The 25,904-nt window shown below is 70.4% G+C and carries 26 protein-coding genes; 6 read left to right on the plus strand and 20 right to left on the minus strand.

Translation table 11 applies throughout. The features are described 5' to 3' along the window. Nucleotides 1-23: 23 nt before the first annotated feature. The 3 genes from ABCS02_RS14765 to ABCS02_RS14775 are packed head-to-tail and all read right to left on the minus strand — an operon-like array spanning nt 24 to nt 1,947. On the minus strand, nt 24-392 hold the full coding sequence (locus tag ABCS02_RS14765) for a hypothetical protein (RefSeq protein WP_345836426.1): 369 nt from the start codon (nt 390-392) through the stop codon (nt 24-26). Further along, nucleotides 389-1,312 carry a tRNA pseudouridine(55) synthase TruB gene (gene truB / locus ABCS02_RS14770; RefSeq protein WP_345836427.1) on the minus strand — a complete coding sequence of 308 codons (924 nt, stop codon included), beginning with the start codon at nt 1,310-1,312 and terminating at the stop codon, nt 389-391. Before truB ends, ABCS02_RS14765 begins: the two co-directional genes overlap by 4 nt. Then, nucleotides 1,309-1,947, minus strand: coding sequence for a TetR/AcrR family transcriptional regulator (locus ABCS02_RS14775; RefSeq protein ID WP_345836428.1), 639 nt, complete (start codon nt 1,945-1,947; stop codon nt 1,309-1,311). The genes truB and ABCS02_RS14775 overlap by 4 nt, the downstream gene beginning before the upstream one ends. Before the next feature lie 72 nt (nt 1,948-2,019). Between ABCS02_RS14775 and ABCS02_RS14780 the strand changes: the two genes are divergently transcribed. Both ABCS02_RS14780 and ABCS02_RS14785 read left to right on the plus strand, forming a co-directional pair. After that, nucleotides 2,020-3,516 (plus strand): DHA2 family efflux MFS transporter permease subunit, encoded by a 1,497-nt coding sequence (locus ABCS02_RS14780; protein ID WP_345836429.1) that lies wholly within the window; start codon nt 2,020-2,022, stop codon nt 3,514-3,516. Nucleotides 3,517-3,611: 95 nt separating this feature from the next. Next, complete coding sequence (locus tag ABCS02_RS14785) at nt 3,612-4,619, plus strand: 2-dehydropantoate 2-reductase (RefSeq protein WP_345836430.1); 1,008 nt, start codon at nt 3,612-3,614, stop codon at nt 4,617-4,619. Here the strand turns inward: ABCS02_RS14785 and ABCS02_RS14790 are convergent. Further along, nucleotides 4,616-5,197: a hypothetical protein gene (locus ABCS02_RS14790; protein WP_345836431.1), complete on the minus strand. Its 582-nt coding sequence runs from the start codon at nt 5,195-5,197 to the stop codon at nt 4,616-4,618. The genes ABCS02_RS14785 and ABCS02_RS14790 overlap by 4 nt on opposite strands. A gap of 39 nt (nt 5,198-5,236) precedes the next feature. Between ABCS02_RS14790 and ABCS02_RS14795 the strand changes: the two genes are divergently transcribed. Further along, entirely contained in the window at nt 5,237-6,121 is an 885-nt protein-coding gene (locus ABCS02_RS14795; RefSeq protein WP_345836432.1) for an A/G-specific adenine glycosylase, read from the plus strand. Nucleotides 6,122-6,131: 10 nt separating this feature from the next. Here ABCS02_RS14795 and ABCS02_RS14800 read toward each other — a convergent pair whose 3' ends face one another. The 6 genes from ABCS02_RS14800 to nusA all read right to left on the minus strand — a co-directional run bounded on the left by ABCS02_RS14800 (nt 6,132) and on the right by nusA (nt 12,205). Beyond that, nucleotides 6,132-6,425, minus strand: coding sequence for a YciI family protein (locus ABCS02_RS14800; RefSeq protein ID WP_345836433.1), 294 nt, complete (start codon nt 6,423-6,425; stop codon nt 6,132-6,134). Nucleotides 6,426-6,429: 4 nt separating this feature from the next. Further along, on the minus strand, nt 6,430-7,398 hold the full coding sequence (locus ABCS02_RS14805) for a class I SAM-dependent methyltransferase (protein WP_345836434.1): 969 nt from the start codon (nt 7,396-7,398) through the stop codon (nt 6,430-6,432). Between the two features lie 48 nt (nt 7,399-7,446). Next, nucleotides 7,447-7,884: a 30S ribosome-binding factor RbfA gene (gene rbfA, locus ABCS02_RS14810; RefSeq protein ID WP_345836435.1), complete on the minus strand. Its 438-nt coding sequence runs from the start codon at nt 7,882-7,884 to the stop codon at nt 7,447-7,449. 74 nt (nt 7,885-7,958) lie between these two features. Then, nucleotides 7,959-10,730 (minus strand): translation initiation factor IF-2, encoded by a 2,772-nt coding sequence (gene infB / locus ABCS02_RS14815; protein ID WP_345836436.1) that lies wholly within the window; start codon nt 10,728-10,730, stop codon nt 7,959-7,961. Nucleotides 10,731-10,810: 80 nt separating this feature from the next. Beyond that, nucleotides 10,811-11,182: a YlxR family protein gene (locus ABCS02_RS14820; protein ID WP_345836437.1), complete on the minus strand. Its 372-nt coding sequence runs from the start codon at nt 11,180-11,182 to the stop codon at nt 10,811-10,813. A 15-nt stretch (nt 11,183-11,197) separates the two neighbouring features. Beyond that, nucleotides 11,198-12,205, minus strand: coding sequence for a transcription termination factor NusA (gene nusA, locus ABCS02_RS14825; RefSeq protein ID WP_345836438.1), 1,008 nt, complete (start codon nt 12,203-12,205; stop codon nt 11,198-11,200). Between the two features lie 117 nt (nt 12,206-12,322). On the opposite strand from nusA, the gene ABCS02_RS14830 reads away from it, so the two are divergent. Continuing rightward, nucleotides 12,323-13,105: a DUF1206 domain-containing protein gene (locus ABCS02_RS14830; protein ID WP_345836439.1), complete on the plus strand. Its 783-nt coding sequence runs from the start codon at nt 12,323-12,325 to the stop codon at nt 13,103-13,105. A gap of 136 nt (nt 13,106-13,241) precedes the next feature. Here the strand turns inward: ABCS02_RS14830 and ABCS02_RS14835 are convergent, their stop codons facing one another. From ABCS02_RS14835 to ABCS02_RS14850, 4 genes are all read right to left on the minus strand, one after another. Continuing rightward, entirely contained in the window at nt 13,242-15,257 is a 2,016-nt protein-coding gene (locus ABCS02_RS14835; protein ID WP_345836440.1) for an ABC transporter ATP-binding protein, read from the minus strand. Beyond that, nucleotides 15,254-16,987 (minus strand): ABC transporter ATP-binding protein, encoded by a 1,734-nt coding sequence (locus ABCS02_RS14840; protein ID WP_345836441.1) that lies wholly within the window; start codon nt 16,985-16,987, stop codon nt 15,254-15,256. The genes ABCS02_RS14835 and ABCS02_RS14840 overlap by 4 nt, the downstream gene beginning before the upstream one ends. After that, nucleotides 16,978-17,622: a TetR/AcrR family transcriptional regulator gene (locus ABCS02_RS14845; RefSeq protein ID WP_345836442.1), complete on the minus strand. Its 645-nt coding sequence runs from the start codon at nt 17,620-17,622 to the stop codon at nt 16,978-16,980. Before ABCS02_RS14845 ends, ABCS02_RS14840 begins: the two co-directional genes overlap by 10 nt. Before the next feature lie 74 nt (nt 17,623-17,696). After that, entirely contained in the window at nt 17,697-18,668 is a 972-nt protein-coding gene (locus ABCS02_RS14850; RefSeq protein WP_345836443.1) for an aldo/keto reductase, read from the minus strand. Between the two features lie 131 nt (nt 18,669-18,799). Between ABCS02_RS14850 and ABCS02_RS14855 the strand changes: the two genes are divergently transcribed. Beyond that, nucleotides 18,800-19,297 (plus strand): methylated-DNA--[protein]-cysteine S-methyltransferase, encoded by a 498-nt coding sequence (locus tag ABCS02_RS14855; RefSeq protein WP_345836444.1) that lies wholly within the window; start codon nt 18,800-18,802, stop codon nt 19,295-19,297. Next, a complete protein-coding gene (locus tag ABCS02_RS14860) occupies nt 19,294-19,920 on the plus strand; it encodes a DNA-3-methyladenine glycosylase I (protein ID WP_345836445.1) in 627 nt (208 codons plus the stop codon). Before ABCS02_RS14855 ends, ABCS02_RS14860 begins: the two co-directional genes overlap by 4 nt. Before the next feature lie 304 nt (nt 19,921-20,224). On the opposite strand, the gene ABCS02_RS14865 is transcribed toward ABCS02_RS14860, so the two are convergent. From ABCS02_RS14865 to atpA, 6 genes are read right to left on the minus strand one after another with little or no spacing between them, the layout of a single operon-like run. Continuing rightward, nucleotides 20,225-21,025: a peroxide stress protein YaaA gene (locus ABCS02_RS14865; protein ID WP_345836446.1), complete on the minus strand. Its 801-nt coding sequence runs from the start codon at nt 21,023-21,025 to the stop codon at nt 20,225-20,227. Beyond that, complete coding sequence (locus tag ABCS02_RS14870) at nt 21,026-21,583, minus strand: ATP-binding protein (protein ID WP_345836447.1); 558 nt, start codon at nt 21,581-21,583, stop codon at nt 21,026-21,028. A gap of 2 nt (nt 21,584-21,585) precedes the next feature. Then, nucleotides 21,586-21,846: a F0F1 ATP synthase subunit epsilon gene (locus ABCS02_RS14875; protein ID WP_345836448.1), complete on the minus strand. Its 261-nt coding sequence runs from the start codon at nt 21,844-21,846 to the stop codon at nt 21,586-21,588. A gap of 2 nt (nt 21,847-21,848) precedes the next feature. Continuing rightward, nucleotides 21,849-23,312, minus strand: a complete 1,464-nt coding sequence (gene atpD / locus ABCS02_RS14880; RefSeq protein ID WP_345836449.1) for a F0F1 ATP synthase subunit beta — start codon at nt 23,310-23,312, stop codon at nt 21,849-21,851. Between the two features lie 25 nt (nt 23,313-23,337). Beyond that, nucleotides 23,338-24,237 (minus strand): F0F1 ATP synthase subunit gamma, encoded by a 900-nt coding sequence (locus ABCS02_RS14885; RefSeq protein WP_345836450.1) that lies wholly within the window; start codon nt 24,235-24,237, stop codon nt 23,338-23,340. A gap of 26 nt (nt 24,238-24,263) precedes the next feature. Beyond that, nucleotides 24,264-25,901: a F0F1 ATP synthase subunit alpha gene (gene atpA / locus ABCS02_RS14890; protein WP_345836451.1), complete on the minus strand. Its 1,638-nt coding sequence runs from the start codon at nt 25,899-25,901 to the stop codon at nt 24,264-24,266. Between the last annotated feature and the right edge of the window lie 3 nt (nt 25,902-25,904).

The raw sequence follows: 25,904 nt of genomic DNA on the forward strand, positions 1-25,904 counted from the left end.
TCTATTCGCGCGCGCGGAGCCGCTTACGCCCCCTGCACGAACCAGATCTGCCCCATCCGGTACACCATCACCGCGATCGCCAGGCAGACCCCGCCCAGGATGACGGTGCTCCACCGGTTGCGCTCGATCAGCGCCCAGAACCCGCCGGCGAGCGGCAGCAGCAGCGCAGAGATCAGGTAGATGTAGAACTCGGCGAGGCTGCCGGTCGGCGGGTTGCCGACCAGCGGGGCCACGATCGCCATCACGAACTGAACGATCAGCAGCAGCTCGACCAGTGCGACGGCGCCCATCGTGAGGTCGCCGGGGACTCGCCCGGCGAGCCCGAGCACCAGGCAGAGCACGCCGGCGATCACGGCGACGCCGACCTGCAGCGCCACGAACCATTCGATCATGCGGAGGCGATCTCGTCGGTCGGGAAGTTCACGAGGGTCCTGGCTTCCTTTCCGCGGAACTCGATGAGCCCCACGAGGTGGCCGCCGGGGGCGATGGCCGCGACGGGTCCGCCTCCCGGTCCCTCCCGATCGGCGATGTGGATGCGCCGGCCGTGCGTAAGGTCGATCGCCTGCTGCTCGGTCAGCTCGAGCGTCTCGAAGAGCTCCGAGACGGCTCGCGCGGCGGGGATGAGGGCCGTCGCGGGATCGAGCGTATCGAGTTCGCCGGCCTCCCGCACGTCGAACGGGCCGACCCGCGTGCGGCGCAGCGCCGTGAGGTGGCCGCCGACGCCGAGGCCCGCGCCGAGGTCGCGCGCGAGCGAGCGGATGTACGTGCCGGAGGAGCACACCACGCGCACATCGAGCTCGATCGCGACCGGCGCCGCGGGATCGGGCAGCCGCCGGGCCGCCAGCAGCTCGAACTCCGCGATGGTCACCGCGCGCGGCTGGAGGACGACCTCCTCGCCCGCCCGCACCCGCGCGTAGGCGCGCTTGCCGTCCACCTTGATCGCGCTCACCGAGCTCGGGATCTGCTCGATCTCGCCGGTGAGCGCCTGGATGCCGCGGGCGATCGCGTCGTCCTCGACCGCCGCGACGTCCGCCGGGTCGGCCTCCACGTCCACGTCGCCTTCCGCGTCGTCGGTCGTCGTGGTCGCGCCGAGCCGGATCGTCGCCAGGTACTCCTTGTCGGCGCCGACGATGTAGGTCAGCAGCCGCGTCGAGGAGTTGAGGCCCAGGATGAGCAGCCCCGTCGCCATCGGGTCGAGCGTGCCCGCGTGACCGACCTTGCGGGTGCCGGCCAGCCGGCGGACGCGCGCGACGACGTCGTGGCTCGTCCAGCCGCCCGGCTTGTCGACCAGGATCAGACCGCTGCCGCTCATGCGCTCTCGCCGGCGACGTCGAGGACCAGCTGCAGCTTGCTGCGGAAGGTGGACTCGATGATCTCGGTGGCGCAGACGTCCTTGCCGTACTCGGCGGGCAGCTTGAGCCCGAGCAGAGTGTTCAGCAGCATCCCCTCGGCGAGGAAGGTGCGCGCCTCGTCCGGCGAGAAGCCGACCTCGTCGCGGACCAGCTTGTAGATCGCGAGGAAGCCCTCACGGGCGCGCCCGCCGATGACGGCGTCGTTGCCCATCCCGAACGCCTGCATGAGCGAGAGCAGGATGCCGCGGTCCTCGATCAGGTTCACGTACGCCAGGCCGAGCCGGCGGCCGATCTCGTGGTGCTCGCCGCCCGCGCCGTCCTCCCCCACGGGCGAGCCGTCCGCGCGCCACTCGTCGATCGTGGACTGGAAGCTCGCCATCAGCTTGTCGAGGGCGCGCTGCAGGACCTCCACGAAGAGGTTCTCCTTGCTGCCGAACATCCGGACGACGTAGGGCTGGCTGATCCCGGCCGCCTTGGCGATCTGGTCCGTGGTCGCACCGAAGTAACCGCGCTCCCCGAACACGAGGCTCGCCGCGCCGAGGATCTGCTCGCGCCGCTCGGCCGAGGGGATCCGTTCACTGATCGCCGAAGTCATGCTTGACAGGTTATCAGTCGATTACTAAAGTGCGTTGTAATCATTCGATTACTAACAATCCAGGAAGGGACCATGACCTCATCCCGTCCCGGCGCAGCCCGCCGGATCCCCGTCTGGCTCGCGATCGTCGCGGCCTCCCTGCCGATGTTCATGGCGACCCTCGACAACCTGGTCGTCACCAGCGCCCTCCCCGTCATCGCCCGCGACCTGAGCGCCTCCATCGAGCAGCTGCAGTGGGTGGTCAACGCCTACACTCTCAGCTTCGCGACGCTCATGCTGATGGCCGTCGGGATGGGCGACCGGCTCGGCCGCCGCTCGGTGTTCCTCGGCGGCATCGTGGTCTTCACCCTCGCCAGCGCCGCCAGCGCGCTCGCGACCGAGCCGTGGATGCTGATCGCTGCGCGCGCCGTCCAGGGCGCGGGCGCCGCCGCACTATTGCCGCTCTCGCTCACCCTGCTCGCCGGCAGCGTCAGCAAGAAGCTGCGCCCGGCGGCGATCGGCATCTGGGGAGGCATCTCCGGCCTGGGCGTCGCCCTTGGCCCGCTGATCGGCGGCGCGGTCGTGCAGGGCTGGAACTGGCAGGCCATCTTCTGGCTGAACGTGCCGCTCGGCGTCATCGCCGTGCCGCTCGTGCTCCTGGCCCTCCCGAACAGCTTCGGCGACCGCGTGCGCGCGGACATCGTCGGCCTGCTGCTGGCCGCGCCCGGCGTGCTCGGACTCGTCTACGGCATCGTCCGCGGCAACGACGCGGGCTGGGACAGCGCCGAGGTGCTGTTCTCGTTGATCGCCGGCGGCGCGCTGCTGGTCGCGTTCGTGTTCCGGGAGACGCGGACCTCCGCTCCCCTGCTGCCGCTGCGGCTGTTCCGCGACCGCAGCTTCACCGTCGCGAATCTCGTCGGCGTGACCTTCAGCTTCGGGATCTTCGGAGCGATCTTCATCCTCATCCAGTTCCTCCAGGTGGTGCAGGGCCACACCCCGCTGGAGGCCGGCGTGATGACCATGCCGTGGACGCTGGCGCCGATGGTCGTCGCGCCCCTCACCGGGCTGGTGTCCGGCCGGACGGGAACGCGCCTCCCGATCGTCATCGGCCTGGTGTTCCTCGCCGGGGCGATGGCCTGGATCGCCGCGACACTGTCGGCGAGCCTGCCGTACTCGCAGATGTGGCCGCCGTTCCTGCTGGCCGGCGTCGGGATGGGCCTGGTGTTCGCGCCGAGCTCGACCGCGGTGCTGGCGAACATGCGGCCGGCCGACCACGCGAAGGCCTCCGGCGCGAACTCGACGCTGCGGGAGATCGGCGTCGCGCTCGGCGTCGCCGTGCTGACCGCGGTGTTCACCGGAGCGGGCGGGACGCTCACCCCGACCGGCTACGTCGACGCGGCCATCCCGGCCGTCTGGGTCGGCGCGGGAGCGCTGGCGGTCGCCGCCGTCATCTCGCTCGCGCTGCCGAGCCGCCGCCGCGCCGCGGAGCTGGCGGCCGCACACGCCGCCGACACGGCCGAGGAGGACGCCCTCCCCGCCGCCGCGGCCGCCGAGGCGACCGCCGAGCCCACCCCCGTCCTCGCCGACTGAGGAACTAGCTGACAGGACATGCCGTCTCGCGCGAGGCCGAGGCGGCGTGTCCTGTCAGTTCGTTCGGGATCGACGTGCGGCCTAGGCTGGAGGGCGTGCGAATCGGCGTGATCGGAGCAGGGGCCATCGGCGGCACGATCGCGGCGCTGCTCGACCGCGTCGGCCACCTCGTGGAGGTCACCGCCCGCGGCGAGCAGCTCGCCGCCATCCGTGCCGACGGCCTCCGGCTCGACGGCGGATGGGGCGCCCACACCGCGCGGGTCGCCGCCGCCGAACGGCTCCAGACCCGTCCCGAGCTGGTGTTCGTGTGCACCAAGGCCCAGGACGCCGAGGCCGCGATCCGCGACAACGCCGCCCTCCTCGACGGCATCACGGTCGTGGTGGTCCAGAACGGACTCGCCGGCCTGCGCGTCGCGACTCAGCTGCTCCCCAGCTCGGACTGCGTCGGCGCGCTCGCCCTCTACGCCGCCAGCTACCTCTCCCCCGGCCGCGTCACCGTCACGACGACCGCGAACACCTACCTCGGCGCCGGCGACGGCGAGCCGCCGGCGAGCGCGGTGGAGGCCGCCCGCATCCTCGACGCCGCCATGCCCAGCTTCGCCGTGGAGAACTTCACCGGCTGCCAGTGGACCAAGCTCATGGTCAACCAGGTCAACGCCATGCCCGCCATCACCGGCCTCAGCGCCCAGGAGACCCTCGGCAGCCGCGAACTGCGCCCGATCATCACCGCCAGCCTCCAGGAGGCCGTCCGCGTCGGCATCGCGCGCGGCGTGCGCTTCGGCAGCATCCAGGGCCTCGACGACCGGATCCTGCGCTTCGTGGCGTCGTCCCCGCGCTGGCTGGCGCAGGTCGTCCCGCTGCTGATGCGGCGCAGGATGGGGTCGACGCCCAACCCCGGCTCGACGCTGCAGAGCATCCGGCGCGGCCAGCTCAGCGAGATCGACTACCTGAACGGCGCGGTCGTCGCCGAGGCGCGCGCGAGCGGCCAGGAGGCTCCGGTCAACGCGGCGCTGACCGGCCTGGTGCACGAGGTGGAGGCCACGAAGGCGTTCATCGCGCCGGCCGACGTCGCGCGCAGGCTCGCCCCGCTGCTGGCCCGCTAGCCTCTCGGGACGCGCACCGGCGCCTGCGGGTCCGAGTCGTCCACCAGGAACGTCGCGAAGTCGCGCGGCCGCGCATCCTCCTCGTAGACGGCGCGCTGCGGCGTGTTCACCAGCAGGATCGACGCGTTCCACTCCCGGCGCAGCTCGGGCCGCAGCAGGAACTCGCCGTCGAACACGAGCAAGGCGTCCGGCCCCGCCGTCTCCCACCGCGCGACGACCGGCGCGTCCCGCACCTCGTCGAACGCCCGCGTCTGGAACCCGGTGCTGCCCGCCATCCGGAACGGGTCGAGCAGCACCCGCCGCAGCGTCGAGTAGTCGAACGCGTCCCGATAGAAGCGCTCCGGCGTCTCCGGCCCGAACAGGGTGCGCTCGAAACGCGGCCGGTGGAAGTCACCGACCGACGCCCGATGCGTGTCGACGCCGGACTCCCGGAACACCACGGCGAGGTCGTCCGCGAAGCCCGAGGTGGCGCTGCCGCCGTCCACCGCGACCACCACCCGGCCGCCCGGCGTGAGCGCGCGCACCTCCGCCACGATCTCGCGGAGGAGGAGGACCCGCGGCGTCGGAGGCAGCATCATGGGACGAGCATAAGCCGCAGCACCGGGTAGCCTCGATACATGCCAGACGCGGACAGACCCGACGCGTTCGCGACGGCGGTTGTGGACTGGTATCACGCCAACCGCCGCGACCTCCCCTGGCGCCGCGACGGCTTCACCGCGTGGGGCACCCTGGTCAGCGAGTTCATGCTGCAGCAGACGCCGGTGGCGCGCGTCATCCCGCGTCTCGAGGAGTGGCTGACCCGGTGGCCGACGCCCGCCGACCTGGCCGCCGTCCCGCCCGGGGAGGCCGTGCGCGCCTGGCAGTCGCTCGGCTACCCGCGCCGCGCGCTCTGGCTGCACGCCGCGGCCGTCGCGATCACCGAGCGGCACGGCGGTGTCGTTCCGGACGACGTGGAGGCGCTGCTCGCGCTCCCGGGGATCGGCGACTACACCGCGCGCGCCGTCGCGGTGTTCGCGTACGGTGCGCACCATCCCGTCGTCGACACCAACGTGCGCCGTGTCATCGCGCGCGCCGTCGACGGCCAGGGCGAGCCGGCCCCGCCGAGCGCCCGGCGCGACCTCGCGGCCATGACCGCGCTCCTCCCCGACGACCGCCCGGCGGCCGCCGCCTTCAACGCCGGGATGATGGAGCTCGGCGCGATCGTGTGCGTCGCGCGCTCGCCGCGCTGCGAGGCGTGCCCGCTGGCGGCGACCTGCGGGTGGCGCGCGGCGGGTTATCCGGCCTACGCCGGCCCGCGCAAGGCCGTCCAGAAGGCGTACGAGGGCAGCGACCGGCAGGTGCGCGGCAGAATCCTCCGTGAGCTGCGCGGCTCGCACATCCCGGTCACCGCCGCCGAGCTGGAGGACGTCTGGCCCGACGCCGAGCAGCGCGACCGCGCGCTCCGCGGGCTGGTTGCCGACGGCCTCGCGGTCGCGGAGGGCGACGGCTACACCCTGCCCTGAGACCGAACGCTCAGCTCTCCGCGAAGACGACCGGGTTCCAGTCCAGGATCCGCGACCGGTACACCAGCCCCTCGGTGAAGAACGGGTCGCCGTCGCGGAACCGCTCCGCGGCCTCCCGCGAGCGGAACACCGCCATCGAGCCCTGTGTGCCGGGGTCGCCGAAGGTGCCGATCATCAGCACGTCCCCGGTCTCCGCGGCGAACGCGTCCAGGTAGGCCTTGTGGCGCGGGTAGGCCTCCACCACGCGCTGGAAGCGCTCCGGGGTGGTGTCGGGGTCTGGGTCGTAGAACGAGACGGCGTACATGGTCTCAGCGTACGAAAGTCTCGGCGAACGACGCCAGCAGCTTTCGGCGCATGGCCGTCGCGCGCGGGCGCTCGCGCAGGTCGCGGAGCTCCGCCCAGCCCGGCCAGGCGATCAGGTCGCGGCCATCGACGGCGCGCGTGCGCTCGATCACGTGATCCGGGACGTCCTGCGGGTCCGCGGAGGTCAGCCCGGCCAGGAGGTCATCGTAGCGGTCGCCGAGCACCGTCGAGGCGGGGTCGACGGCCATCACCAGCACGACGCCGGTCGGGAACGTGTTCACCGGCACGACGATCAGGTCGGGCCGCTCGGTGCGGAGCAGCTCCACGACCTTGTAGACGTCGCCCGCCCAGGAGTCCGTGTAGCGGTCGCGGGCGGCCTCGTGGACCGTCCGCGGCATCATGTCGTCCAGCACCACGACGCTCAGCGGGCTGCAGAGCTTCTCCACGTTGACGAAGTCACGGTAGGCGAACTCGGCCCAGTGCATCCCGTCGACGAACGCCAGGTCCAGCGGGGTGCCGGCCAGGTGGTCCGCCGCCTGCGTCGACGCGAAGAAGTCGTCGCTGGTCTCGCGGGCGAGCAGCAGGTCGGACCGCAGCGGGCTGACGATGTGGAAGGCCGGATCGACGCCGATCGTCTTGGTGTGCGAGAGGGTCAGCGACCGGCCGTCGTCGACGCCGATCTCCAGGTACGCGCGCGGCTGGAGCGCCTCGTGCAGCCCGGTGAGGAACTCGTGCCGCGTCAGCGTGGGCTCCGGGAACCGCGAGGCGTCGAACGGATAGATGCGGTAGCCGTTCGGCGCGAGCGGGTACTCCGACCCGGGCGCGGCCTCCTCGACCGGGGCCGGCCGCTCCGCCGGGGCGATCCAGGAGGCCAGCGAGGCGCGGGCCTTCGCCTCCCCGTCCACGAGCCTGTCGACCCGTTCCGAACCGATGACGGGCGCGAGCCCCTTGCGCACGATGTTCCTGACAGTCACACCCGCCACCCTACCGGGGCGGGGCGAACGGCTTCGCGCGTGCGCCGGTCAGTCCTCGTCCTCGTCCTCGCGCGGCTTCACGTACGGGTCCTCCTCGCCGGCGTAGCTGGCGCCGGCTGCGAGCCCCGCCACCTGGGTGTCGTGGTCGTGGGCCTGGCGCAGCAGGTCCTCGATGTGCGCGGCGTTCTCCGGGATGGCGTCGAGCTGGAACGCCAGCGTCGGCGTCAGCCGTGCCGTGATGTTCTTGCCCACCTCGCTGCGGAGCATGCCGGTCGCTGCCTGCAGGGCCGCGGCGGTGTCGGCGCGCTCCTGGTCGGTGCCGTACACCGTGTAGAACACGGTGGCGTGCTGGAGGTCGCCCGTCACCTGCACGTCGGTGATCGTCACGAAGCCGAGCCGCGGGTCGCGCAGGCCGCGATCCAGCCGCTTGGCGATGATGACCTGAATTCTGTCCGCGAGCTTCCGCGCGCGTGCCGGGTCGGCCATGTGGTCCTCCTAGGGATGTTCTGAGCGGAAGCCGAAGGCCCGGCGGTCTCCCGCCGGGCCTCACAGGCTACCGATTAAGCGCGGGGCTTCTCCCGCATCTCGGTGGTCTCGATCTCGTCGCCGATCTGGATGTCGTTGTACTTTCCGAGACCGATACCGGCCTCGAAGTCCGTACGGACCTCCGTGACGTCGTCCTTGAACCGGCGCAGCGACTCGATGGCGAGGTTGTCCCCCACCACGACGCCGTCGCGGATGACGCGCGCCTTGGCGTTGCGCGTGATCGTTCCGGACCGGACGATGACACCGGCGATGTTGCCGAACTTGGAGGAGCGGAACACCTCGCGGATCTCGGCCACACCCGACTGGACCTCTTCGAACTCGGGCTTGAGCATGCCCTTGAGCGAGTTCTCGATGTCCTCGATGGCGTTGTAGATGACCGAGTAGAAGCGGACGTCCACACCCTCGCGGGCCGCACGCTCGCGCGCCTTCACGTCCGGCCGGACGTTGAAGCCGATCACGATCGCATTGTCGATGGTCGCCAGGTCGATGTCCGACTCGGTGATCGCGCCGACGCCGCGGTGCAGGATGCGGAGGCTGACCGAGTCGTCGACCTCGATCTTCATGAGCGACTCCTCCAGCGCCTCCACGGCACCGGACACGTCGCCCTTGATGATGAGGTTGAGCGCCTCGACCTTGCCCTCTTCCAGAGCACGGGTGAAGTCCTCGAGCGAGATGCGCTTGCGGGCCTTCGCCAGCTGCGCGTTGCGCTCCGCGGCCTCGCGCTTCTCGGCGATCTGCCGGGCGGTGCGGTCCTCCTCGGTGACGATGAAGGTGTCGCCGGCGCGCGGGACGCTGGAGAGACCCTGCACCTGGACCGGGCGGGACGGCGCAGCCTCGAAGACGGCGTCGCCGTTCTCGTCGGCCATCGCACGGACGCGGCCGTAGGCCGTGCCCGCGACGATCGCGTCGCCGACGCGCAGCGTTCCGGACTGGATGAGCACGGTCGCCACGGCGCCGCGGCCCTTGTCGAGCTTCGCCTCGATCGCGACACCGCGCGCGTCCTTGTTCGGGTTCGCGCGGAGGTCGAGACCCGCGTCGGCGGTCAGGAGGACCGCGTCGAGCAGGGCGTCGATGCCGATGTTGTTGCGGGCCGACACGTCGACGAACATGACGTCGCCGCCGTACTCCTCGGCGACCAGGCCGAACTCGGTGAGCTGCTGGCGCACCTTGGCCGGGTTGGCGTCGGGCTTGTCGATCTTGTTGACCGCGACCACGATCGGCACGTTGGCCGCCTGGGCGTGGTTCAGCGCCTCGATCGTCTGCGGCATGATGCCGTCGTCCGCCGCGACCACGAGGATCGCGATGTCCGTCACCTGCGCACCACGGGCACGCATGGCGGTGAACGCCTCGTGACCAGGGGTGTCGATGAAGGTGATGGCGCGCTCGATGTCGTCGTGCTCGGTCCACACCTGGTAGGCGCCGATGTGCTGGGTGATGCCGCCGGCCTCGCCCGCGACGACGTTCGCGTTGCGGATGGCGTCGAGGAGGCGCGTCTTACCGTGGTCGACGTGACCCATGACGGTGACGACCGGGGGCCGGATCTCGAGGTCCTCGTCGGACTCTCCCTCCAGCTCGGCGTCGAGGTCGATGTCGAAGCCCTCGAGGAGCTCGCGGTCCTCGTCTTCAGGGGAGACGACCTGGATCTTGTAGCCCAGCTCCTCGCCGAGGATCGCGAAGGTCGCCTCGTCGAGCGACTCGGTCGCGGTCGCCATCTCGCCCAGGTGGAAGAGGACGGTGACCAGCGACGCGGGGTTCGCGTCGATCTTGTCGGCGAAGTCCGAGATGGAGGAGCCGCGGCGCAGGCGCACAACGGTGCCGCCGTCGCCGCGGGGAACGCTCACGCCGCCCAGCGACGGAGCTTCCCTCATCTCGAATTCCTGGCGCTTCGCGCGCTTCGACTTGCGGGCCTTGGACTTGCCGCCGCCACGGCCGAACGCGCCGGCCGTGCCGCCGCCGGGTCCACGGCCGCGGCCACCGCCGCCGGCCGGACGCGGGGCGCCGAAGCCGCCGCCCGGAGCGCCGCCGGGACGCTGGAAGCCGCCGCCTGCCGCACCGCCACCGGCGCCGCCCGGGCGCTGCTGGAAGCCGGGACGTCCGCCGCCGCCCTGGCGCTGGCCGGGACGGTTGCCGCCGCCACCCTGGCCGGGCGCGCCGATGCGCGGCGAGCCGGGACGCGGCGGGGCCGGACGCGGGATGTTGCCGGGGCTCGGGCGCGAGCCCATGCCCTGCGAGCTGGAGAACGGGTTGTTCCCCGGCCGCGGGGTGCTGGGCCGGGAGCCCATGCCCTGGCTGGACGAGAACGGGTTGTTGCCGGGGCGGGCGTTGCCCGGGCGCGGGATGCTGCCGGAGCCGGAGCCGGGCGCCGTGCCGGGGCGCGGCGAGGCCGGCTTGGCGGCGTCGGTCGTGCTGGACGCGGCGGGAGCGGCCTGCGCGGCCTTCTCGGCGGCGGCCTTCTCCGCAGCGGCCTTCTCGGCAGCCGCCTTCTCGGCGGCGGCCTGACGCTCGGCGACGGACAGCGGCGCCTGCGGCTTGGGACCGGCGGACTCGCTGGACGCCGGCGGGCGCGGCGCGGCCGGGCGGGGCGCCTCGGCCTTGGGAGCCGACGCCTTGTCGGCGGTGAAGCCTTCAGCCTCCAGGGCGGCGCGCAGCTTGCGGGCTACCGGGGGCTCGATGCTGGAGGACGGTCCCTTGACGAACTCGCCCATCTCCTTGAGTTTCGCGAGCGCGACTTTGCTGTCGACGCCGAGCTCGCTCGCGACCTCGTGTACGCGTGGTTTTGCAGCCACAATTCTCCTGTCTGGGGCCCACCCCGGACAGGGCAGGCGTTAGTAGTGGACGGCACTCATTTCGAGCCGCTCATTTGTTGTCACTCATGTGAAGTCACTGCTTCTTCAGCCTGTTCTCTCGGTGCCGTCCGGGGTCGCAGTGCGGCCCGGACAGCCGTCGGGTCGAGTGCCTCCTGCACCTTCAGCGCCCGCCCGAAGGCCCTGCGCTGGAGTGCGAGATCGAGACACTCGTCGACCGGATGCAGCCACGCGCCCCGTCCGGGGAGAGTGGCGGACGGGTCCGCCACGAGTTCCGAATTCCGGAGTACGACCCTCAGAAGAGAGGATCGGGGAGCGCGAGAACGGCATCCGACGCACGTTCTGACGGCTTCCATCTTACCCCTCACGCATCTCTGCGCCGAATCAGGACGGAGCGCCGCCTCTTCGGACAACGCTCCGTCGCAGCTTCGCATTCCCTCGGCGGGCTTCTACTTCTCGTCCAGGATCGAGTCGGGCTGGATGTCGATCTTCGCGCCGGTGAGCTTCGCCGCCAGGCGCGCGTTCTGACCCTCCTTGCCGATCGCGAGCGAGAGCTGGTAGTCGGGCACGAGCGCGCGCACGGCCTTGAGCGACTCGTCGATCACGAACGCGCTGGTCACCTTGGCCGGCGAGAGGGCGCTCGACACGAACGTCGCGAGGTCGGGCGAGTAGTCGACGATGTCGATCTTCTCGTTGTTCAGCTCGGCCGTGACCGCGCGCACGCGCTGGCCGAGCTCGCCGATGCAGGCGCCCTTGGCGTTCACGCCGGGCTCGGTCGCGCGCACCGCGATCTTGGTGCGGTGGCCGGCCTCCCGGGCGAGCGAGACGATCTCCACGATGCCGCTGGCGATCTCCGGGACCTCCAGCGCGAACAGCTTGCGGACGAGCGCGGGGTGCGTGCGCGAGACCGTGATCGACGGGCCCTTGGGGCCCTTCGCCACGCTCGTGACGTAGACGCGGATGCGCGAGCCGTGCGTGTACTCCTCGCCCGGCACCTGCTCCTCGGGCGGGAGGATGGCCTCCACGCTGCCGAGGTCGATGTGCACCATGCGCGGGTTCGGCCCCTGCTGGATGATGCCGGCGACGATGTCGCCCTCCCGGCCGCGGAACTCGCCGAGCACCGCGTCGTCCGCGATGTCGCGCAGCCGCTGATTGATCACCTGCTTTGCGGCGAACGCCGCGATGCGGCCGAAGTCGCTGGGGCTGTCCTCGGCCTCGCCGATGACATTGCCCTCCTCGTCGCGCTCCGGGACGTAGACGGTGACATGCCCCGTCTTGCGGTCCAGGTGGACGCGCGCGGCGGGCGGCTGGTCGCTGTGCCCGTGGCGGTGGTCGGCCTGGTTGGTGTGCTTGAGATACGCGGTCAGGATCGCCTGCTCGATGATCTGCACCAGCTCATCGAACGGGATCTCCTTCTCACGCTCCATGAGACGCAAGACGCTGAGGTCGATGTCCATGCCGGCCTCCTCTATTCAGCTATTCAGATCCTCGCCGCCGCGCGATGGCGCGGCGGACTCAGCTATCTACGGTACCGGAGATTCCGCCGGCCTGGGACCCCGCGTACCGTGCAGGGCATGAGCTCGCCATCCCGAACAGCCGCCCGGCTGGAGCGCAGCACCACCGTGCGGGTCCTCACCCGCGTGGGACTGGCCTCGATCGGCCTCCTGCACATCCTCATCGGCGTCATCGCCCTCGCCGTGGCAGCGGGGTCCGGCGGGAAGGCCGACCAGTCCGGCGCCCTCCAAGCGGTCGCGTCCGCTCCGGGCGGCGTCTTCGTCCTGTGGCTGATCGTGATCGGGCTGATCGTGCTCGCCCTGTGGCAGCTCCTGGTGGCGGTGACGGCGCACGGGGCATGGACGAAGATCCTGGAGGTCGTCAAGGCCGTCGTCTACGGCGCGCTCGCGGTCATCACCATCTCGGTCGCCGGCGGAGGCAGCCGCAACTCGACCTCGACGGAGAAGTCGTCGAGCGCCCATCTCCTGGGGCTCCCGGGCGGCGTCTTCGTGCTGGGCCTGATCGGGCTGATCATCGTCGCGGTCGGCGTGGAGTTCATCCGCAACGGCGTGACGAGCAAGTTCGAGCGCGACCTGAAGCTCCCGCCGGATCGCTGGGCGGGGGCGATCAGCGCCCTGGGCAGGGTCGGCTACATCGCCAAAGGGGTGGCGCTGCTGCTGGTCGGCGGCTTGGTGATCCTCGGCGCGATCACGTACGACCCGTCGAAGGCCACGGGGCTCGACGGGAGCCTCAAGACCCTGGCGAGCGTTCCCTTCGGCGTCATCGCGCTGATCCTGATCGCGCTCGGCCTGATCGCCTACGGCCTGTTCTGGTGCGTCAGGGCCGTCCGCGCCCGCCTCTGATCGCCCCCGATTCGTGGGGGGGGGGGGGGGGGGGGGGGGGCGGGGCGGCCGAGGGCCCGCCCACGCACGGGTGCCCCCCCTCGGCGGCCCCTCGGGCGCCGCGCGGGGCGCGCCCCCCCCCCCCCCCCACGAATCGCTAGGCTTCCTCCTCCGCCGGCGCCGCGAACTGGGCGTTGTACAGCGTGTAGTACGCGCCGCCCTTGGCGAGCAGCTCGGCGTGGGTGCCCTGCTCCACGATGCGTCCGGCCTCCATCACCAGGATGAGCCCGGCGTCGCGGATCGTGGACAGCCGGTGGGCGATCACGAACGACGTACGGTCGGCGCGCAGCGCGCTCATCGCCTTCTGCACCAGCAGCTCGGTGCGGGTGTCGACCGAGGAGGTCGCCTCGTCCAGGATGAGCACGCTCGGCCTGGCGAGGAACGCCCGCGCGATCGTCAGCAGCTGCTTCTCGCCCGCGGACACGTTCGAGCCCTCGTCGTCCAGCACCGTGTCGTAGCCGTCCGGCAGCGAGTGCACGAAGCGGTCGACGTACGTCGCGCGCGCCGCGTCGAGGATCTCCTCCTCGGTCGCGCCCGGCCGGCCGTAGGCGATGTTCTCGCGGATCGTGCCCTTGAACAGCCAGGTGTCCTGCAGCACCATGCCCATCCGCTCGCGGAGGCCGTGCCTGGTCATCGTCGCGATGTCCACGCCGTCGAGCGTGATCCGGCCGGAGTCCAGGTCGTAGAAGCGCATCATCAGGTTGACCAGCGTGGTCTTGCCCGCGCCGGTCGGGCCGACGATCGCGACGGTCTGGCCCGGCTCGGCCACCAGCGAGAGGTCCTCGATGAGCGGCTGGTCCGGAACGTACCGGAACGACACGTCCTCGAAGGCCAGCCGGCCGCGGGTGCCCTGCGGGTCGACGGGCTCGGCCGGGTCCGCGCTCTGCTCGTCGGCGTCCAGCAGTTCGAACACACGCTCGGCGCTGGCGACGCCCGACTGCAGCAGGTTGGCCATCGAGCCGAGCTGCGTGAGCGGCTGCGTGAACTGGCGCGAGTACTGGATGAACGCCGTCACGTCGCCGAGCTGCATCGCGCCGTTGGCGACCTGGAGGCCGCCGACCACCGCGATCGCGACGTACATCAGGTTCCCGACGAACATCATCGACGGCATGATCAGGCCGGAGATGAACTGCGCGCCGAAGCTCGCCTGGTACATCTCCTGGTTCTTGGAGCGGAACCGCTCCTCCACCTCGCGGTGCCGGCCGAAGACCTTCACGAGCGAGTGCCCGGTGAAGGCCTCCTCGATCTGGCCGTTCAGCTCGCCGGTGTTGCGCCACTGGGCGACGAACAGCTTCTGCGAGCGCTTGGCGATCAGCATCGTCACGACGAGGGTCAGCGGGATGGTGATGAGCGCGATCAGGGCGAGCAGCGGCGACACCACGAACATCATCACCGTCACGCCGATCACCGTCAGCAGCGAGGTGAGCAGCTGGCTCATCGTCTGCTGGAGGGTCTGCGAGATGTTGTCGATGTCGTTGGTGACCCGGCTGAGCAGCTCGCCGCGCTGCATCCGGTCGAAGTAGGTGAGCGGGAGGCGGTGGATCTTGGCCTCCACGTCCTGGCGCAGCCGGTAGACGGTCCGCTGGGTGATCCCGTTGAGCACGTAGCCCTGGAGGTAGGCGAACAGCGAGGACGCGATGTACAGCGCGAGCACCCACATCAGGATGTGGCCGACGGCGGTGAAGTCGATGCCCGCTCCAGGCGTCAGCGTCATCCCGGAGATGAGGTCGGCGAGCTGGCCCTGACCGCTCGCCCGCAGCCCAGCGATGGCCTGCTGCTGGGTGATGCCCGCCGGGAGGTGCGCGGAGATCGCGCCCGCGAACACGAGGTTGATCGCGTTGCCGAGCAGCTTCGGCCCGAGCACCGCGAACACCACGCTGACGACGGCGAGGAGGGTGACGAAGACGATGCCGATCCACTCGGGTCGCAGCCGCGCGGCGAGCCGCTTGGCGGACGGGCCGAAGTTCAGCGACTTGTCGCCCGGCATCGTCATGCCGCCGAACGGGCCGCCTCCGGGGCCGCGGCGGACCGGGGTCCGCACGGGCGTCTGCGTCGCGGTGGGAGCACCGGCCGGCGCCGCAGCGGGACGACGGGCGCTGTCTTCGCGGGTCATGCCGCCTCCTCCGCGGTGAGCTGCGACGAGACGATCTCGGCGTAGGTCGGATTGGTCTCCACGAGCTCGGCGTGGGTGCCGCGGCCGACCACGTGGCCGTCCTCCAGGACGACGATCTGGTCGGCGTCGACGATGGTCGACACCCGCTGGGCCACGACGATCATCGTGGCCTCCGCCTCGTGCCGGGCGAGCGCGCTGCGCAGGCGCGCGTCCGTCGCGGTGTCGAGCGCGGAGAACGAGTCGTCGAAGATGTAGATCTCCGGCCGGCGCACGAGCGCGCGAGCGATGGCCAGCCGCTGCCGCTGGCCGCCGGACACGTTCGTGCCGCCCTGGGCGATCGGCCCGTCCAGCTTCTCGGGCATCTCCTCCACGAAGCCCTTCGCCTGGGCGATCTCCAGCGCGCGCCAGAGCTCCTCGTCCGTGGAGTCCGGGTTGCCGTAGCGGAGGTTGCTGGCGACCGTGCCCGAGAACAGGTACGGCTTCTGCGGCACGAGCCCGATGCGCGACCAGAGCAGCTCGGGGTCGAGCTCCGCGACATCCACGCCGTCGACCAGGACGATGCCGCTCGTCGCGTCGAACAGCCGCGGGATGAGGTTGACCAGCGTCGTCTTGCCTGCGCCGGTACTGCCGATCACGGCGGTGGTCTTGCCGGCCTCCGCGAAGAACGTCACGTCGCTGAGGACCGGCTGCTCGGCCCCCGGGTAGGAGAAGCCGACGCCGACGAACTCGACTGTGCCGTGCGCGGAGACATCGGTGATCGGGTTCTCCACGGCGCCCACCGACGGCTCCATGTTCAGCACCTCGCCGATGCGGTCGGCGCAGACCGCGGCGCGCGGCACCAGCACCGCCATCATCGTGGACATCATCACGCCCATCAGGATCTGCGCGAGGTACTGCAGGAACGCGGTCAGCGTGCCGATCTGCATCGACCCGTCCGCGACGCGGTAGGCGCCGAACCAGATCACGGCGACGCTCGACACGTTCAGCACCAGCATCACGATCGGGAACATCAGCGCGAACAGCCGCCCGGCCCGGATCGCGGTGTCGGTGACCTGGTCGTTGGCGACCGTGAACCGCGCCGTCTCGACGTCCTCCCGCACGAACGCGCGCACCACGCGGATGCCGGTGAGCTGCTCGCGCAGCACCCGGTTGACCCGGTCGATCCGCTCCTGCATCTTGCGGAACAGCGGGACCATCCGGACGATGATCATGCTCACGGCGATCAGCAGCACCGGCACGCTCACCGCGATCAGCCACGAGAGCTGGAGGTCCTGCCGCATCGCGAGGATGATGCCGCCGATCGCGAGGATCGGCGCCGACACCAGGAGGGTGCAGGTCATCAGCACGAGCATCTGCACCTGCTGGACGTCGTTGGTGTTCCTCGTGATGAGCGACGGGGCGCCGAAGTGCGTCACCTCGCGCTCCGAGAACTCGCCCACGCGGTGGAAGATCGCGCCGCGGAGGTCGCGGCCGACCAGCATGGCCACCTTCGCGCCGAAGTACACCGCGGTGATCGAGCAGGCGATCTGGACGATGGTCACGCCGAGCATCTCGGCGCCGGTCGACAGGATGTAGCCGGTGTCGCCCTTGGCGATGCCGTTGTCCACGATGTCGGCGTTCAGCGTCGGCAGCCACAGCGACAGCAGCGACTGCGCGAGCTGGAAGACCACCACCCCGATGAGCAGCGGCCAGTGCGGCCGGAGGTACCGGCCGAGGAGTTTCAGGAGCATCCGGGCTCTCCCAGGTCTGCCGCGTCCGCGGCGCTCGTGACGGGTGTATAGATGGCGAACGGCCGGCCCGCGACGCCGACGAGGGCGATCCGGGCGAGGTCGTCGACGCTGAACTCGATGCCGTCGTTCAGGGCGGGGAACGCGGACGAGAAGCTGATCAGGCGCAGGATGTGGGCGACCCGGTCTGGGGGCCAGTTCAGCTCCTCGGCCTCCGGCGCGAGGATCCGGGCGATGATGGCCGCGAACTCGGTGCGCTCGTGCGGGATCGGCGGGCGCTGATGACCCACCACCGCCATGATGCGCATGACGTTCTGGAAGCGCTCGCGCAGCAGGTAGACGATCGCGCGGACCTTGTGCTCCAGCGGGAGGCCGGGGTCGATGGAGCGCAGCGCCTCGCGCAGCGGCTCCGGATCGAGGTACTTCTCGACGGCCGCCTGGACGAGCGTCTCCTTGTCGCCGAACGCGCGGAAGATCGTCCCCTCGGCGATCCCGGCGGCGTCGGCGATCTGGCGGGAGGTCACGCCGCGGCCGTGCTCGATCAGCAGCGGGATGACCGCGTCGATGATCATCGCCTTGCGGTCCTCCGGCGGCAGCGGCTGGGCGCGGTTGCGCGTCGTCTCCAACTCGGTTTCCACGGAGGAATCGTAAGCGGAGTGAGTGCTCACTCACAATGACGAGGCTGTTCGCCCTGAGCGAACGACTCACCTCCTCAGCGGTCGAGCGGGAAGAACCCAGAGATCGTCGCAAGGTCGTCCGCCGACGGCGTCCACGCAGTCGCCGCCTCGGCGTTCGCCGCGATCTGCTCCGGGCGGGTCGCCCCCGCGATCACGCTGGTGAGTCCCGGCTGGGCCAGCAGCCACGCGAACGTCGCCTGCAGCATCGTGACGCCCCGCTCGTCGCAGAACGCCTGGTACCGCTCGATCGCGTCCCACGGCGCGTTGTCGAGCAGGTGCTTGCGGAGCATCATGATGCGGCTGTCCGCCGGGCCGCCGGAGCGGCTGAACTTGCCCGTGAAGAGCCCGTTGTAGAGCGGGAAGAACGGCAGGAAGCCGAGACCGTAGGCGTTGACCGCCGGCAGCACCTCCCGCTCGGCGCCGCGGACCAGCAGGCTGTACTCGTTCTGCGCGGAGATGAACTTCGGGTGCCCGGCGAGCCGGGCGGTGAACTCGGCGTCCGCGATCTGCCAGCCGGTGAGGTTCGAGTGGCCGATGTAGCGGATCTTGCCCTCGGCGATCAGGTCGTCCAGCGTCTCCAGGGTCTCCTCGATCGGCGTCACCGGGTCGGGCTGGTGCAGCTGGTAGAGGTCGATCCAGTCGGTGCGCAGCCGGCGCAACGACGACTCCACGGCGAGCCGGATGTAGCGGCGGGAGCCGCGCACGCCCCAGTCGGGGCCGTTCGCGCCCGCCATGTCCATGCCGAACTTGGTGGCCAGGACGATCCGGTCGCGCCTGCCCTGCAGGGACGAGCCCATGAGGGTCTCCGAGAGCCCGCGCTCCTTGCCGTAGATGTCGGCGGTGTCGAAGAACGTCACGCCCGCGTCGATGGCGGCGCCGATGACGGCGTCCGTGCCCTCCTGCGTCTCGGTCGCCGTGCCCGCGCGGCCGAAGTTGTTGCAGCCGAGGCCGATGGTCGAGACGACCAGGCCGGAGGTGCCGAGGGTGCGGTATTCGATGTTCGCCATGCTGTCGAGTCTAGGCAGCGTTCGGAGGCGGATCGGACCGATTCGTCCTCCACAGGAAGGCCGGAATGCGACTTATCCCCGATGTCCGATTTCCGCGAGTGGCTGTCGGTGGCCGGCCGTAGAGTCGTTCCATGAGCAGTTCCACGATCACCCTCCTCCGGATGCCGAGCCCCATCGGCCGCATCGAGCTGACCGGCGACGGCGACGCCGTCACGTCCCTCTCGATCGCACGCGACGACGTGCTCCCCCACGACGACCTCCCCGAGAACCGCGACGCCGTGCTCGAACGCGCGGCCGCCCAGCTGGACGAGTACTTCGCGGGCACACGGCGGGAGTTCGACGTCCCCGTCCGCCTGAACGGCACCGCGTTCCGCACCGCCGTCTGGGAGCGACTCACCGCGCTGGAGTACGGCACGCTCACCACGTACGGCGAGCTCGGGCTGTCGCTCGGCCACCCCGGCTACGGGCGCGCCATCGGCGGCGCCGTCGGGGCGAACCCGGTGCCGATCATCATCGGCTGCCACCGCGTCCTCTCCTCCTCCGGCAAGATCACCGGGTACAGCGGAGGCGAGGGCATCCCCACCAAGCTCTGGCTGCTGGAGCACGAGGGGATCACCCTCGCGGCATGAGCACGACGGATCAGACCGAGACGACGTCCACCCTCCCCGCCGAGACGGTCGCGCGCGCGGCCCTCGTGACCGGCGACGACGGCCGCGCCCGGTGCTCGTGGTCGGCGAACGACCCCGAATACCGGCGGTACCACGACGAGGAGTGGGGCACGCCGCAGCACGATCCCCGCGCGCTCTACGAGAAGCTCTGCCTGGAGGGCTTCCAGGCCGGGCTGTCGTGGATCACGATCCTCCGCCGCCGGCCGGCGTTCCGCGAGGTCTTCCACGGCTTCGTGCCGGAGCGCGTGGCGGCGATGACCGAGACCGACGTGCTGCGTATGCTCGGCGACGAGCGCATCATCCGGCACCGCGGCAAGATCGAGGCGACCATCTCGAACGCACGCGCGACGCTCGCGCTCGACGTGCCGCTGGAGGAGCTGATGTGGGACTTCGCGCCGACCGGCTCCCGGCCGCGACCGCGCGAATGGCAGGAGGTCCCGGCGGTCACCGCGGAGTCGACGGCGATGAGCAAGGAGCTGCGGCGCCGAGGCTTCCGCTTCGTCGGGCCGACCACGATGTACGCGCTCATGCAGGCGACCGGGATGGTGGACGACCACTTCGAGGGCTGCTTCCGCGCAGCCTGAGGCGAACGGGAGCAGCGGGCATGAGAGAGTCGGGCCGGCGAAGTCGATCTCGGAACCGTTCTCGCTGGTGACGGCGCGTCCGCTCGTGCCCGACCGCAGGCGGAATCACTGTGCTGCCGCCACACCGGTTCCGGACTCGGCACATCCGAATGATGTGTCCGCGATCTGCGCGTCGGCCCGACTGGTATGTGGGTCTTCCGGCGTTCACGGCGCCGGGACTGCGGGATTGTCCCCTCTCTCGTGAGATGAGCTTATCTCACTTACACCCCGAGCACCACAGTCCCATGCACTCCGAAGCAGATGCTCAGCCTGCTGAACGCAGCACCGCGCTGAGCTTCCCCGGCACGCCGACGACCTCCGGGACGACGAGGTCGAGCTCGCCCGCCCGGTCAGCCGACCGCGTGAGCTCGTAGCCCTCGCCGGCGGCCCAGGCGAGCAGGGCGTCGGTGGAGGCGAAGTCCTCGCCGCGCTCGATGAGGGCGCGCGCGAACAGGCCCTTGGCCTGCTTGTTGAAGTGGTTGAGCGCGCGCACGGTCCCGCTCTCGTCCCGCGCGAGCACGCGGAGGTAGTGCACCCCCTCGCGCTCGGGCAGCGGGCCGAGCGCGGCGTAGCCCTCCGAACGGAGGTCGAGGATGACCCCGTCGACGACCGCGAGCTCCGCGGCGCACGCCGCGGCCCAGCGCTTCTTGAGCGCCGGCGACAGCCGCGAGTCGAACGACAGCCGGTAGGCCGGGATCGGGTCGTCCGCGCGCACCAGCCCCAGCAGCGCCGACTGCACCGCGACGGAGCGCGCGGCGAACCGCCAGTCCTCCTCCATCAGCGAGGGCGCGTCGAGCGCGTCGTACAGCACGCCGGTGTAGCGCAGCAGCGCGGGCATGGTCGCCGCCCGGCGCAGGCCGCGGTTCCGCTGGACCTCGTGCGCCTGCTTCGGGCCGAGCTTGAGCGCCTTCGCCGCGGCCTCCGGGGTGCGCGACAGCGCGACCGTGTCGGCGACGACGCCCCTGCGCGTCGCGTTCAGGCGAGGGAAGCCGAGCGACTTCAGGGCGAGCGGCTCCCCCTCTCCCCCGTCGCGCTTGGTCTCGGACGGGGGCAGCAGGACGAGCACTCAGCCCTCCAGGAAGGCGAGTGCCGCGTCGACGTTCTCGCCGAGCGGGCGGGAGGTGTCGAGGGTCACCCGAGGGAGCGACGCCGCGGCGCCCTTCCACTCGCTGTACTCGTCGATGCTCTGCTCGACCGCGTACGCGGCGATGAGGCCGGTGCGCTTCGCGAGCCGTTGCTCGTGCAGCTCGTCGTCCGTGCACACCGTCTCGATCACGCGCAGCTTCACTCCGCAGCGCTGGGCCAGGTCGCGCCACTGCAGCCGCGCGGGCTCGACCGCGTTGACGGCGTCCACGACGACCGAGTGCCCGCTGATGAGCACCTGCTCGGCCATCCGCTCGGCCACCAGGTACGCGGCGAGGCCGGTCGGCTGATCGGAGTCGATGCCGGCCTCGAGGATCGCGCCCTCGATCGGGTCCACCGAGATCGCCGTCGCGCCGAGCCGGCCCGCGATGATCTCCGCGATGGTGGACTTGCCGGAACCGGGAAGCCCCGCCGTCACGATCAGCACGGGGACGCGGACGTCGCCGAACTGCCGTTCGAGCGGGGCTTTCGGGTCGGACATCGTCAGACCAGCTCGGCCTGACGGGCCACGATCGTGACCGTGTTGTTCTCCACGGAGAGGAAGCCGTCGTCGGCCTGCGCCCGGATCGACTCCCCGCCGTTCAGGGTGACGCGCACCTCGCCCTGGGCGAGGATGGCGAGCAGCGGCTCGTGGCCGGGCAGGATACCGATCTGCCCTTCCACGGTCCGCGCGACGACCATGCTCGCCTCGCCCGACCACACCTCGTGGTCGGCGGCGACGACGCTCACGTTGAGGACAGCCATGCTCAGCCGTTCTCCTTCTGGATCTGCGCCCACTTCTCCTCGACGTCGGTGATCGCACCGACGTTGAAGAACGCCTGCTCGGCGACGTGGTCGAACTCGCCCTTGGCGATGGCGTCGAACGACTCGATGGTGTCCTTCAGCGGGACGGTCGAGCCCTCGACACCGGTGAACTTCTTCGCCATGTAGGTGTTCTGCGAGAGGAACTGCTGGATGCGACGGGCCCGCGACACGGTGATCTTGTCCTCTTCGGACAGCTCGTCGACACCGAGGATCGCGATGATCTCCTGCAGCTCCTTGTTCTTCTGGAGGATCTGCTTGACCGTGGTGGCCACGCGGTAGTGGTCGGCGCCCAGGTAGCGGGGGTCGAGGATGCGCGAGGTCGAGGTCAGCGGGTCGACGGCCGGGTACAGGCCCTTCGACGCGATCTCACGGGAGAGCTCGGTCGTGGCGTCGAGGTGGGCGAACGTGGTCGCCGGCGCCGGGTCGGTGTAGTCGTCGGCCGGCACGTAGATCGCCTGCAGTGAGGTGATCGAGTGGCCGCGGGTGGAGGTGATGCGCTCCTGGAGGAGGCCCATCTCGTCGGCGAGGTTCGGCTGGTAGCCCACCGCGGACGGCATGCGGCCGAGCAGCGTGGAGACCTCCGAGCCGGCCTGCGTGAAGCGGAAGATGTTGTCGATGAAGAGCAGCACGTCCTGCTTCTGCACGTCGCGGAAGTACTCCGCCATCGTCAGCGCGGACAGGGCGACGCGCAGACGCGTTCCCGGCGGCTCGTCCATCTGGCCGAAGACGAGCGCGGTCTTGTCGAAGACGCCCGCCTCCTCCATCTCGTGGATGAGGTCGTTGCCCTCACGGGTGCGCTCGCCGACACCGGCGAACACCGACACACCGCCGTGGTCCTGCGCGACGCGCTGGATCATCTCCTGGATGAGGACGGTCTTGCCGACGCCCGCGCCGCCGAACAGGCCGATCTTGCCGCCCTGGACGTACGGGGTGAGGAGGTCGATGACCTTGATGCCGGTCTCGAAGAGCTGGGTCTTGGACTCCAGCTGGTCGAACGACGGCGGCTGGCGGTGGATCGGCCAGCGCTCGGTGATCTCGATGGTCTCGCCCGGCTCGGCGTTGAGCACGTCGCCGGTCACGTTGAAGACCTTGCCCTTGGTCACGTCGCCGACGGGCACCGAGATGGGGGCGCCGGTGTCGCGCACCTCGCCGCCGCGGACCAGGCCGTCGGTCGGCTTGAGGGCGATGGCGCGCACGAGGTCGTCGCCGAGGTGCTGCGCGACCTCGAGCGTGATCTCGGTCGACTGCTCGCCGATCGTGATGGTGGTCTTCAGGGCGTTGTAGATGCCCGGGATCGAGTCGTGCGGGAACTCGATGTCGACGACCGGACCGGTGACGCGGGCGATGCGTCCCACGCCGGCCGGCTGCGCGGTCGAAGCCTGGGCTTCGGCGGTAGCGGTAGTCATGATTCGTTCTCTCTCGTTTGGACGATTATTTTGCCGAGCTCAGCGCGTCCGCGCCGCCCACGATCTCGGAGATCTGCTGGGTGATCTCCGCCTGGCGGGCGTTGTTGGCCAGTCGCGTGTAGTCGGTGATGAGCTTGTCGGCGTTGTCGCTCGCGGCCTTCATGGCCTTCTGCGTGGCCGCGTGCTTGGAGGCGGCGGATTGCAGCATCGCGTTGAAGATGCGGCTCTCGATGTAGACCGGCAGGAGCGAGTCGAGCACGGTGTTGACGTCGGGCTCGAACTCGTAGAGCGGCAGGACCTGCGTGCGGTCCGGCTCCTCCATGCCCTCGACGACCTCCAGCGGAAGCAGGCGGACGATCTGGGGCTCCTGGGTCAGCATGCTGACGAAGCGGTTGTAGATGATGTGGATCTCGTCCACACCGCCGTCGGACGCGTCACGCAGGAAGGACTCGAGGACCGCGTCGGCGACCTCCTTGGCCTGCTCGAACTCGGGGCTGTCCGTGTTGCCGGTCCACACCCGCTCGAACCCGCGGCGGCGGAAGCTGAAGTAGCCCTGCGCCTTGCGCCCGATCAGGAAGTAGACGACCTCCTTGCCCTGGCTCCGGAGCAGCTCGGCGAGCTTCTCCGACTCCTTGAGCACGTTCGAGTTGAACGCGCCGGCAAGACCGCGGTCCGACGAGAAGATGACGATCGCGGCGCGCTCGATCTTCTCCGGCTCCGTGGTGAGGACGTGCTCGACGTTCGAGTAGGTCGCCACCGCCGACACCGCGCGCGTGATCGCGCGGGCGTACGGCGTGGACGCGGCGACCCTGGCCTGCGCCTTCTGGATGCGTGAGGCGGAGATCAGCTCCATCGCACGGGTGATCTTCTTGGTCGTCTGGGCAGACTTGATCTTCTGCCGGTAGACCCGAAGCTGTGCTCCCATGTGTCTTCCTCAGTACCTATCCGTGCTCAGCGCTTCGCCTTGACGATGCGCTCCTGGTTGACGTCCTCTTCGGCGCTGGCCTCGAACTCCTCGCGTCCGACCGAGGCGAGCGGCTTGCCCTCGCCGGTCTGGAACTCGAGCTTGAACTTGTCGACCTCCTCGCCGAGCTTCGACACGGTGTCGTCGTCGAGGACGTTCGTCTCGCGCAGGGTGGTGAGGATGTCGGTGTTGCGGCGCAGGTGGTCGAGCAGTTCGGCCTCGAAGCGGAGGATGTCCTCCACCGCGACCTCGTCGAGCTTGCCGTTGGTGCCGGCCCAGATCGAGACGACCTGCTCCTCCACCGGGAACGGCGAGTACTGCGGCTGCTTGAGCAGCTCGGTGAGGCGGGCGCCACGGGCGAGCTGACGGCGGCTGGCCGCGTCGAGGTCGGACGCGAACATCGCGAACGCCTCCAGCGAGCGGTACTGGGCCAGTTCGAGCTTCAGCGTGCCGGAGACCTTCTTGATCGACTTGACCTGCGCGTCGCCGCCGACTCGGGAGACCGAGATGCCCACGTCGACCGCGGGACGCTGGTTGGCGTTGAACAGGTCGGACTGCAGGAAGATCTGGCCGTCGGTGATCGAGATCACGTTGGTCGGGATGTACGCCGAGACGTCGTTGGCCTTCGTCTCGATGATCGGCAGACCGGTCATCGAGCCGGCGCCCAGCTCGTCGGAGAGCTTGGCGCAACGCTCCAGCAGTCGGGAGTGCAGGTAGAAGACGTCGCCCGGGTAGGCCTCGCGTCCCGGCGGACGGCGGAGGAGGAGCGAGACGGCGCGGTAGGCCTCGGCCTGCTTCGACAGGTCGTCGAAGATGATCAGGACGTGCTTGCCGCCGTACATCCAGTGCTGGCCGATGGCCGAGCCGGTGTAGGGGGCGAGGTACTTGAAGCCCGCGGGATCGGAGGCCGGGGCCGCGACGATGGTGGTGTACTCCATCGCTCCGGCGTCCTCGAGCGCGCCCTTCACCGAGGCGATGGTCGAGCCCTTCTGGCCGATCGCGACGTAGATGCAGCGGACCTGCTTGTTGACGTCGCCGGACTCCCAGTTGGCCTTCTGGTTGATGATCGTGTCGATCGCGATGGCCGTCTTGCCGGTCTGGCGGTCGCCGATGATGAGCTGGCGTTGGCCGCGACCGACGGGGATCATGGCGTCGATCGCCTTGATGCCGGTCTGGAGCGGCTCGTGCACCGACTTGCGCTGCATGACGCCGGGGGCCTGGAGCTCCAGCTCGCGGCGGCCTTCCGTGGCGATCTCGCCGAGGCCGTCGATCGGGTTGCCGAGCGGGTCGACCACGCGGCCGAGGTAGCCGTCGCCGACCGGGACGGAGAGGACCTCGCCGGTGCGGGTCACCTCCATGCCCTCGACGATGTCGTCGAACTCGCCGAGGACCACGACGCCGACCTCGTTCTCGTCGAGGTTCTGCGCCAGGCCCAGGGTGCCGTCCGCGAAGCGGATGAGCTCGTTCGCCATCACGCCGGGGAGGCCCTCGACGTGCGCGATGCCGTCGGAGGCGTCGAGCACGTGCCCGACCTCGGTGGTGGTGGCGCCGGCCGGCTCGTACTTCGAGACGAAGTCCTTGAGCGCGTCCCGGATCTCATCGGGGCTGATCTGAATGTCTGCCATCGT

Source organism: Microbacterium sp. X-17 (assembly GCF_039615055.1).

What these genes read in the sequence shown, in the direction of transcription:
- atpD (WP_345836449.1), bottom strand. Translation starts at nt 23,312, where the DNA reads ATGACTACCGCTACCGCCGAAGCCCAGGCTTCGACCGCGCAGCCGGCC.
- truB (WP_345836427.1), bottom strand. Translation starts at nt 1,312, where the DNA reads ATGAGCGGCAGCGGTCTGATCCTGGTCGACAAGCCGGGCGGCTGGACG.
- ABCS02_RS14860 (WP_345836445.1), top strand. Translation starts at nt 19,294, where the DNA reads ATGAGCACGACGGATCAGACCGAGACGACGTCCACCCTCCCCGCCGAG.
- ABCS02_RS14790 (WP_345836431.1), bottom strand. Translation starts at nt 5,197, where the DNA reads ATGATGCTGCCTCCGACGCCGCGGGTCCTCCTCCTCCGCGAGATCGTG.
- ABCS02_RS14835 (WP_345836440.1), bottom strand. Translation starts at nt 15,257, where the DNA reads ATGACCCGCGAAGACAGCGCCCGTCGTCCCGCTGCGGCGCCGGCCGGT.
- ABCS02_RS14855 (WP_345836444.1), top strand. Translation starts at nt 18,800, where the DNA reads ATGAGCAGTTCCACGATCACCCTCCTCCGGATGCCGAGCCCCATCGGC.
- ABCS02_RS14870 (WP_345836447.1), bottom strand. Translation starts at nt 21,583, where the DNA reads ATGTCCGACCCGAAAGCCCCGCTCGAACGGCAGTTCGGCGACGTCCGC.
- atpA (WP_345836451.1), bottom strand. Translation starts at nt 25,901, where the DNA reads ATGGCAGACATTCAGATCAGCCCCGATGAGATCCGGGACGCGCTCAAG.
- nusA (WP_345836438.1), bottom strand. Translation starts at nt 12,205, where the DNA reads ATGGACATCGACCTCAGCGTCTTGCGTCTCATGGAGCGTGAGAAGGAG.
- ABCS02_RS14820 (WP_345836437.1), bottom strand. Translation starts at nt 11,182, where the DNA reads ATGCGAAGCTGCGACGGAGCGTTGTCCGAAGAGGCGGCGCTCCGTCCT.
- rbfA (WP_345836435.1), bottom strand. Translation starts at nt 7,884, where the DNA reads ATGGCCGACCCGGCACGCGCGCGGAAGCTCGCGGACAGAATTCAGGTC.
- ABCS02_RS14800 (WP_345836433.1), bottom strand. Translation starts at nt 6,425, where the DNA reads ATGTACGCCGTCTCGTTCTACGACCCAGACCCCGACACCACCCCGGAG.
- ABCS02_RS14850 (WP_345836443.1), bottom strand. Translation starts at nt 18,668, where the DNA reads ATGGCGAACATCGAATACCGCACCCTCGGCACCTCCGGCCTGGTCGTC.
- ABCS02_RS14765 (WP_345836426.1), bottom strand. Translation starts at nt 392, where the DNA reads ATGATCGAATGGTTCGTGGCGCTGCAGGTCGGCGTCGCCGTGATCGCC.
- ABCS02_RS14775 (WP_345836428.1), bottom strand. Translation starts at nt 1,947, where the DNA reads ATGACTTCGGCGATCAGTGAACGGATCCCCTCGGCCGAGCGGCGCGAG.
- ABCS02_RS14780 (WP_345836429.1), top strand. Translation starts at nt 2,020, where the DNA reads ATGACCTCATCCCGTCCCGGCGCAGCCCGCCGGATCCCCGTCTGGCTC.
- ABCS02_RS14840 (WP_345836441.1), bottom strand. Translation starts at nt 16,987, where the DNA reads ATGCTCCTGAAACTCCTCGGCCGGTACCTCCGGCCGCACTGGCCGCTG.
- ABCS02_RS14795 (WP_345836432.1), top strand. Translation starts at nt 5,237, where the DNA reads ATGCCAGACGCGGACAGACCCGACGCGTTCGCGACGGCGGTTGTGGAC.
- ABCS02_RS14885 (WP_345836450.1), bottom strand. Translation starts at nt 24,237, where the DNA reads ATGGGAGCACAGCTTCGGGTCTACCGGCAGAAGATCAAGTCTGCCCAG.
- ABCS02_RS14875 (WP_345836448.1), bottom strand. Translation starts at nt 21,846, where the DNA reads ATGGCTGTCCTCAACGTGAGCGTCGTCGCCGCCGACCACGAGGTGTGG.
- ABCS02_RS14830 (WP_345836439.1), top strand. Translation starts at nt 12,323, where the DNA reads ATGAGCTCGCCATCCCGAACAGCCGCCCGGCTGGAGCGCAGCACCACC.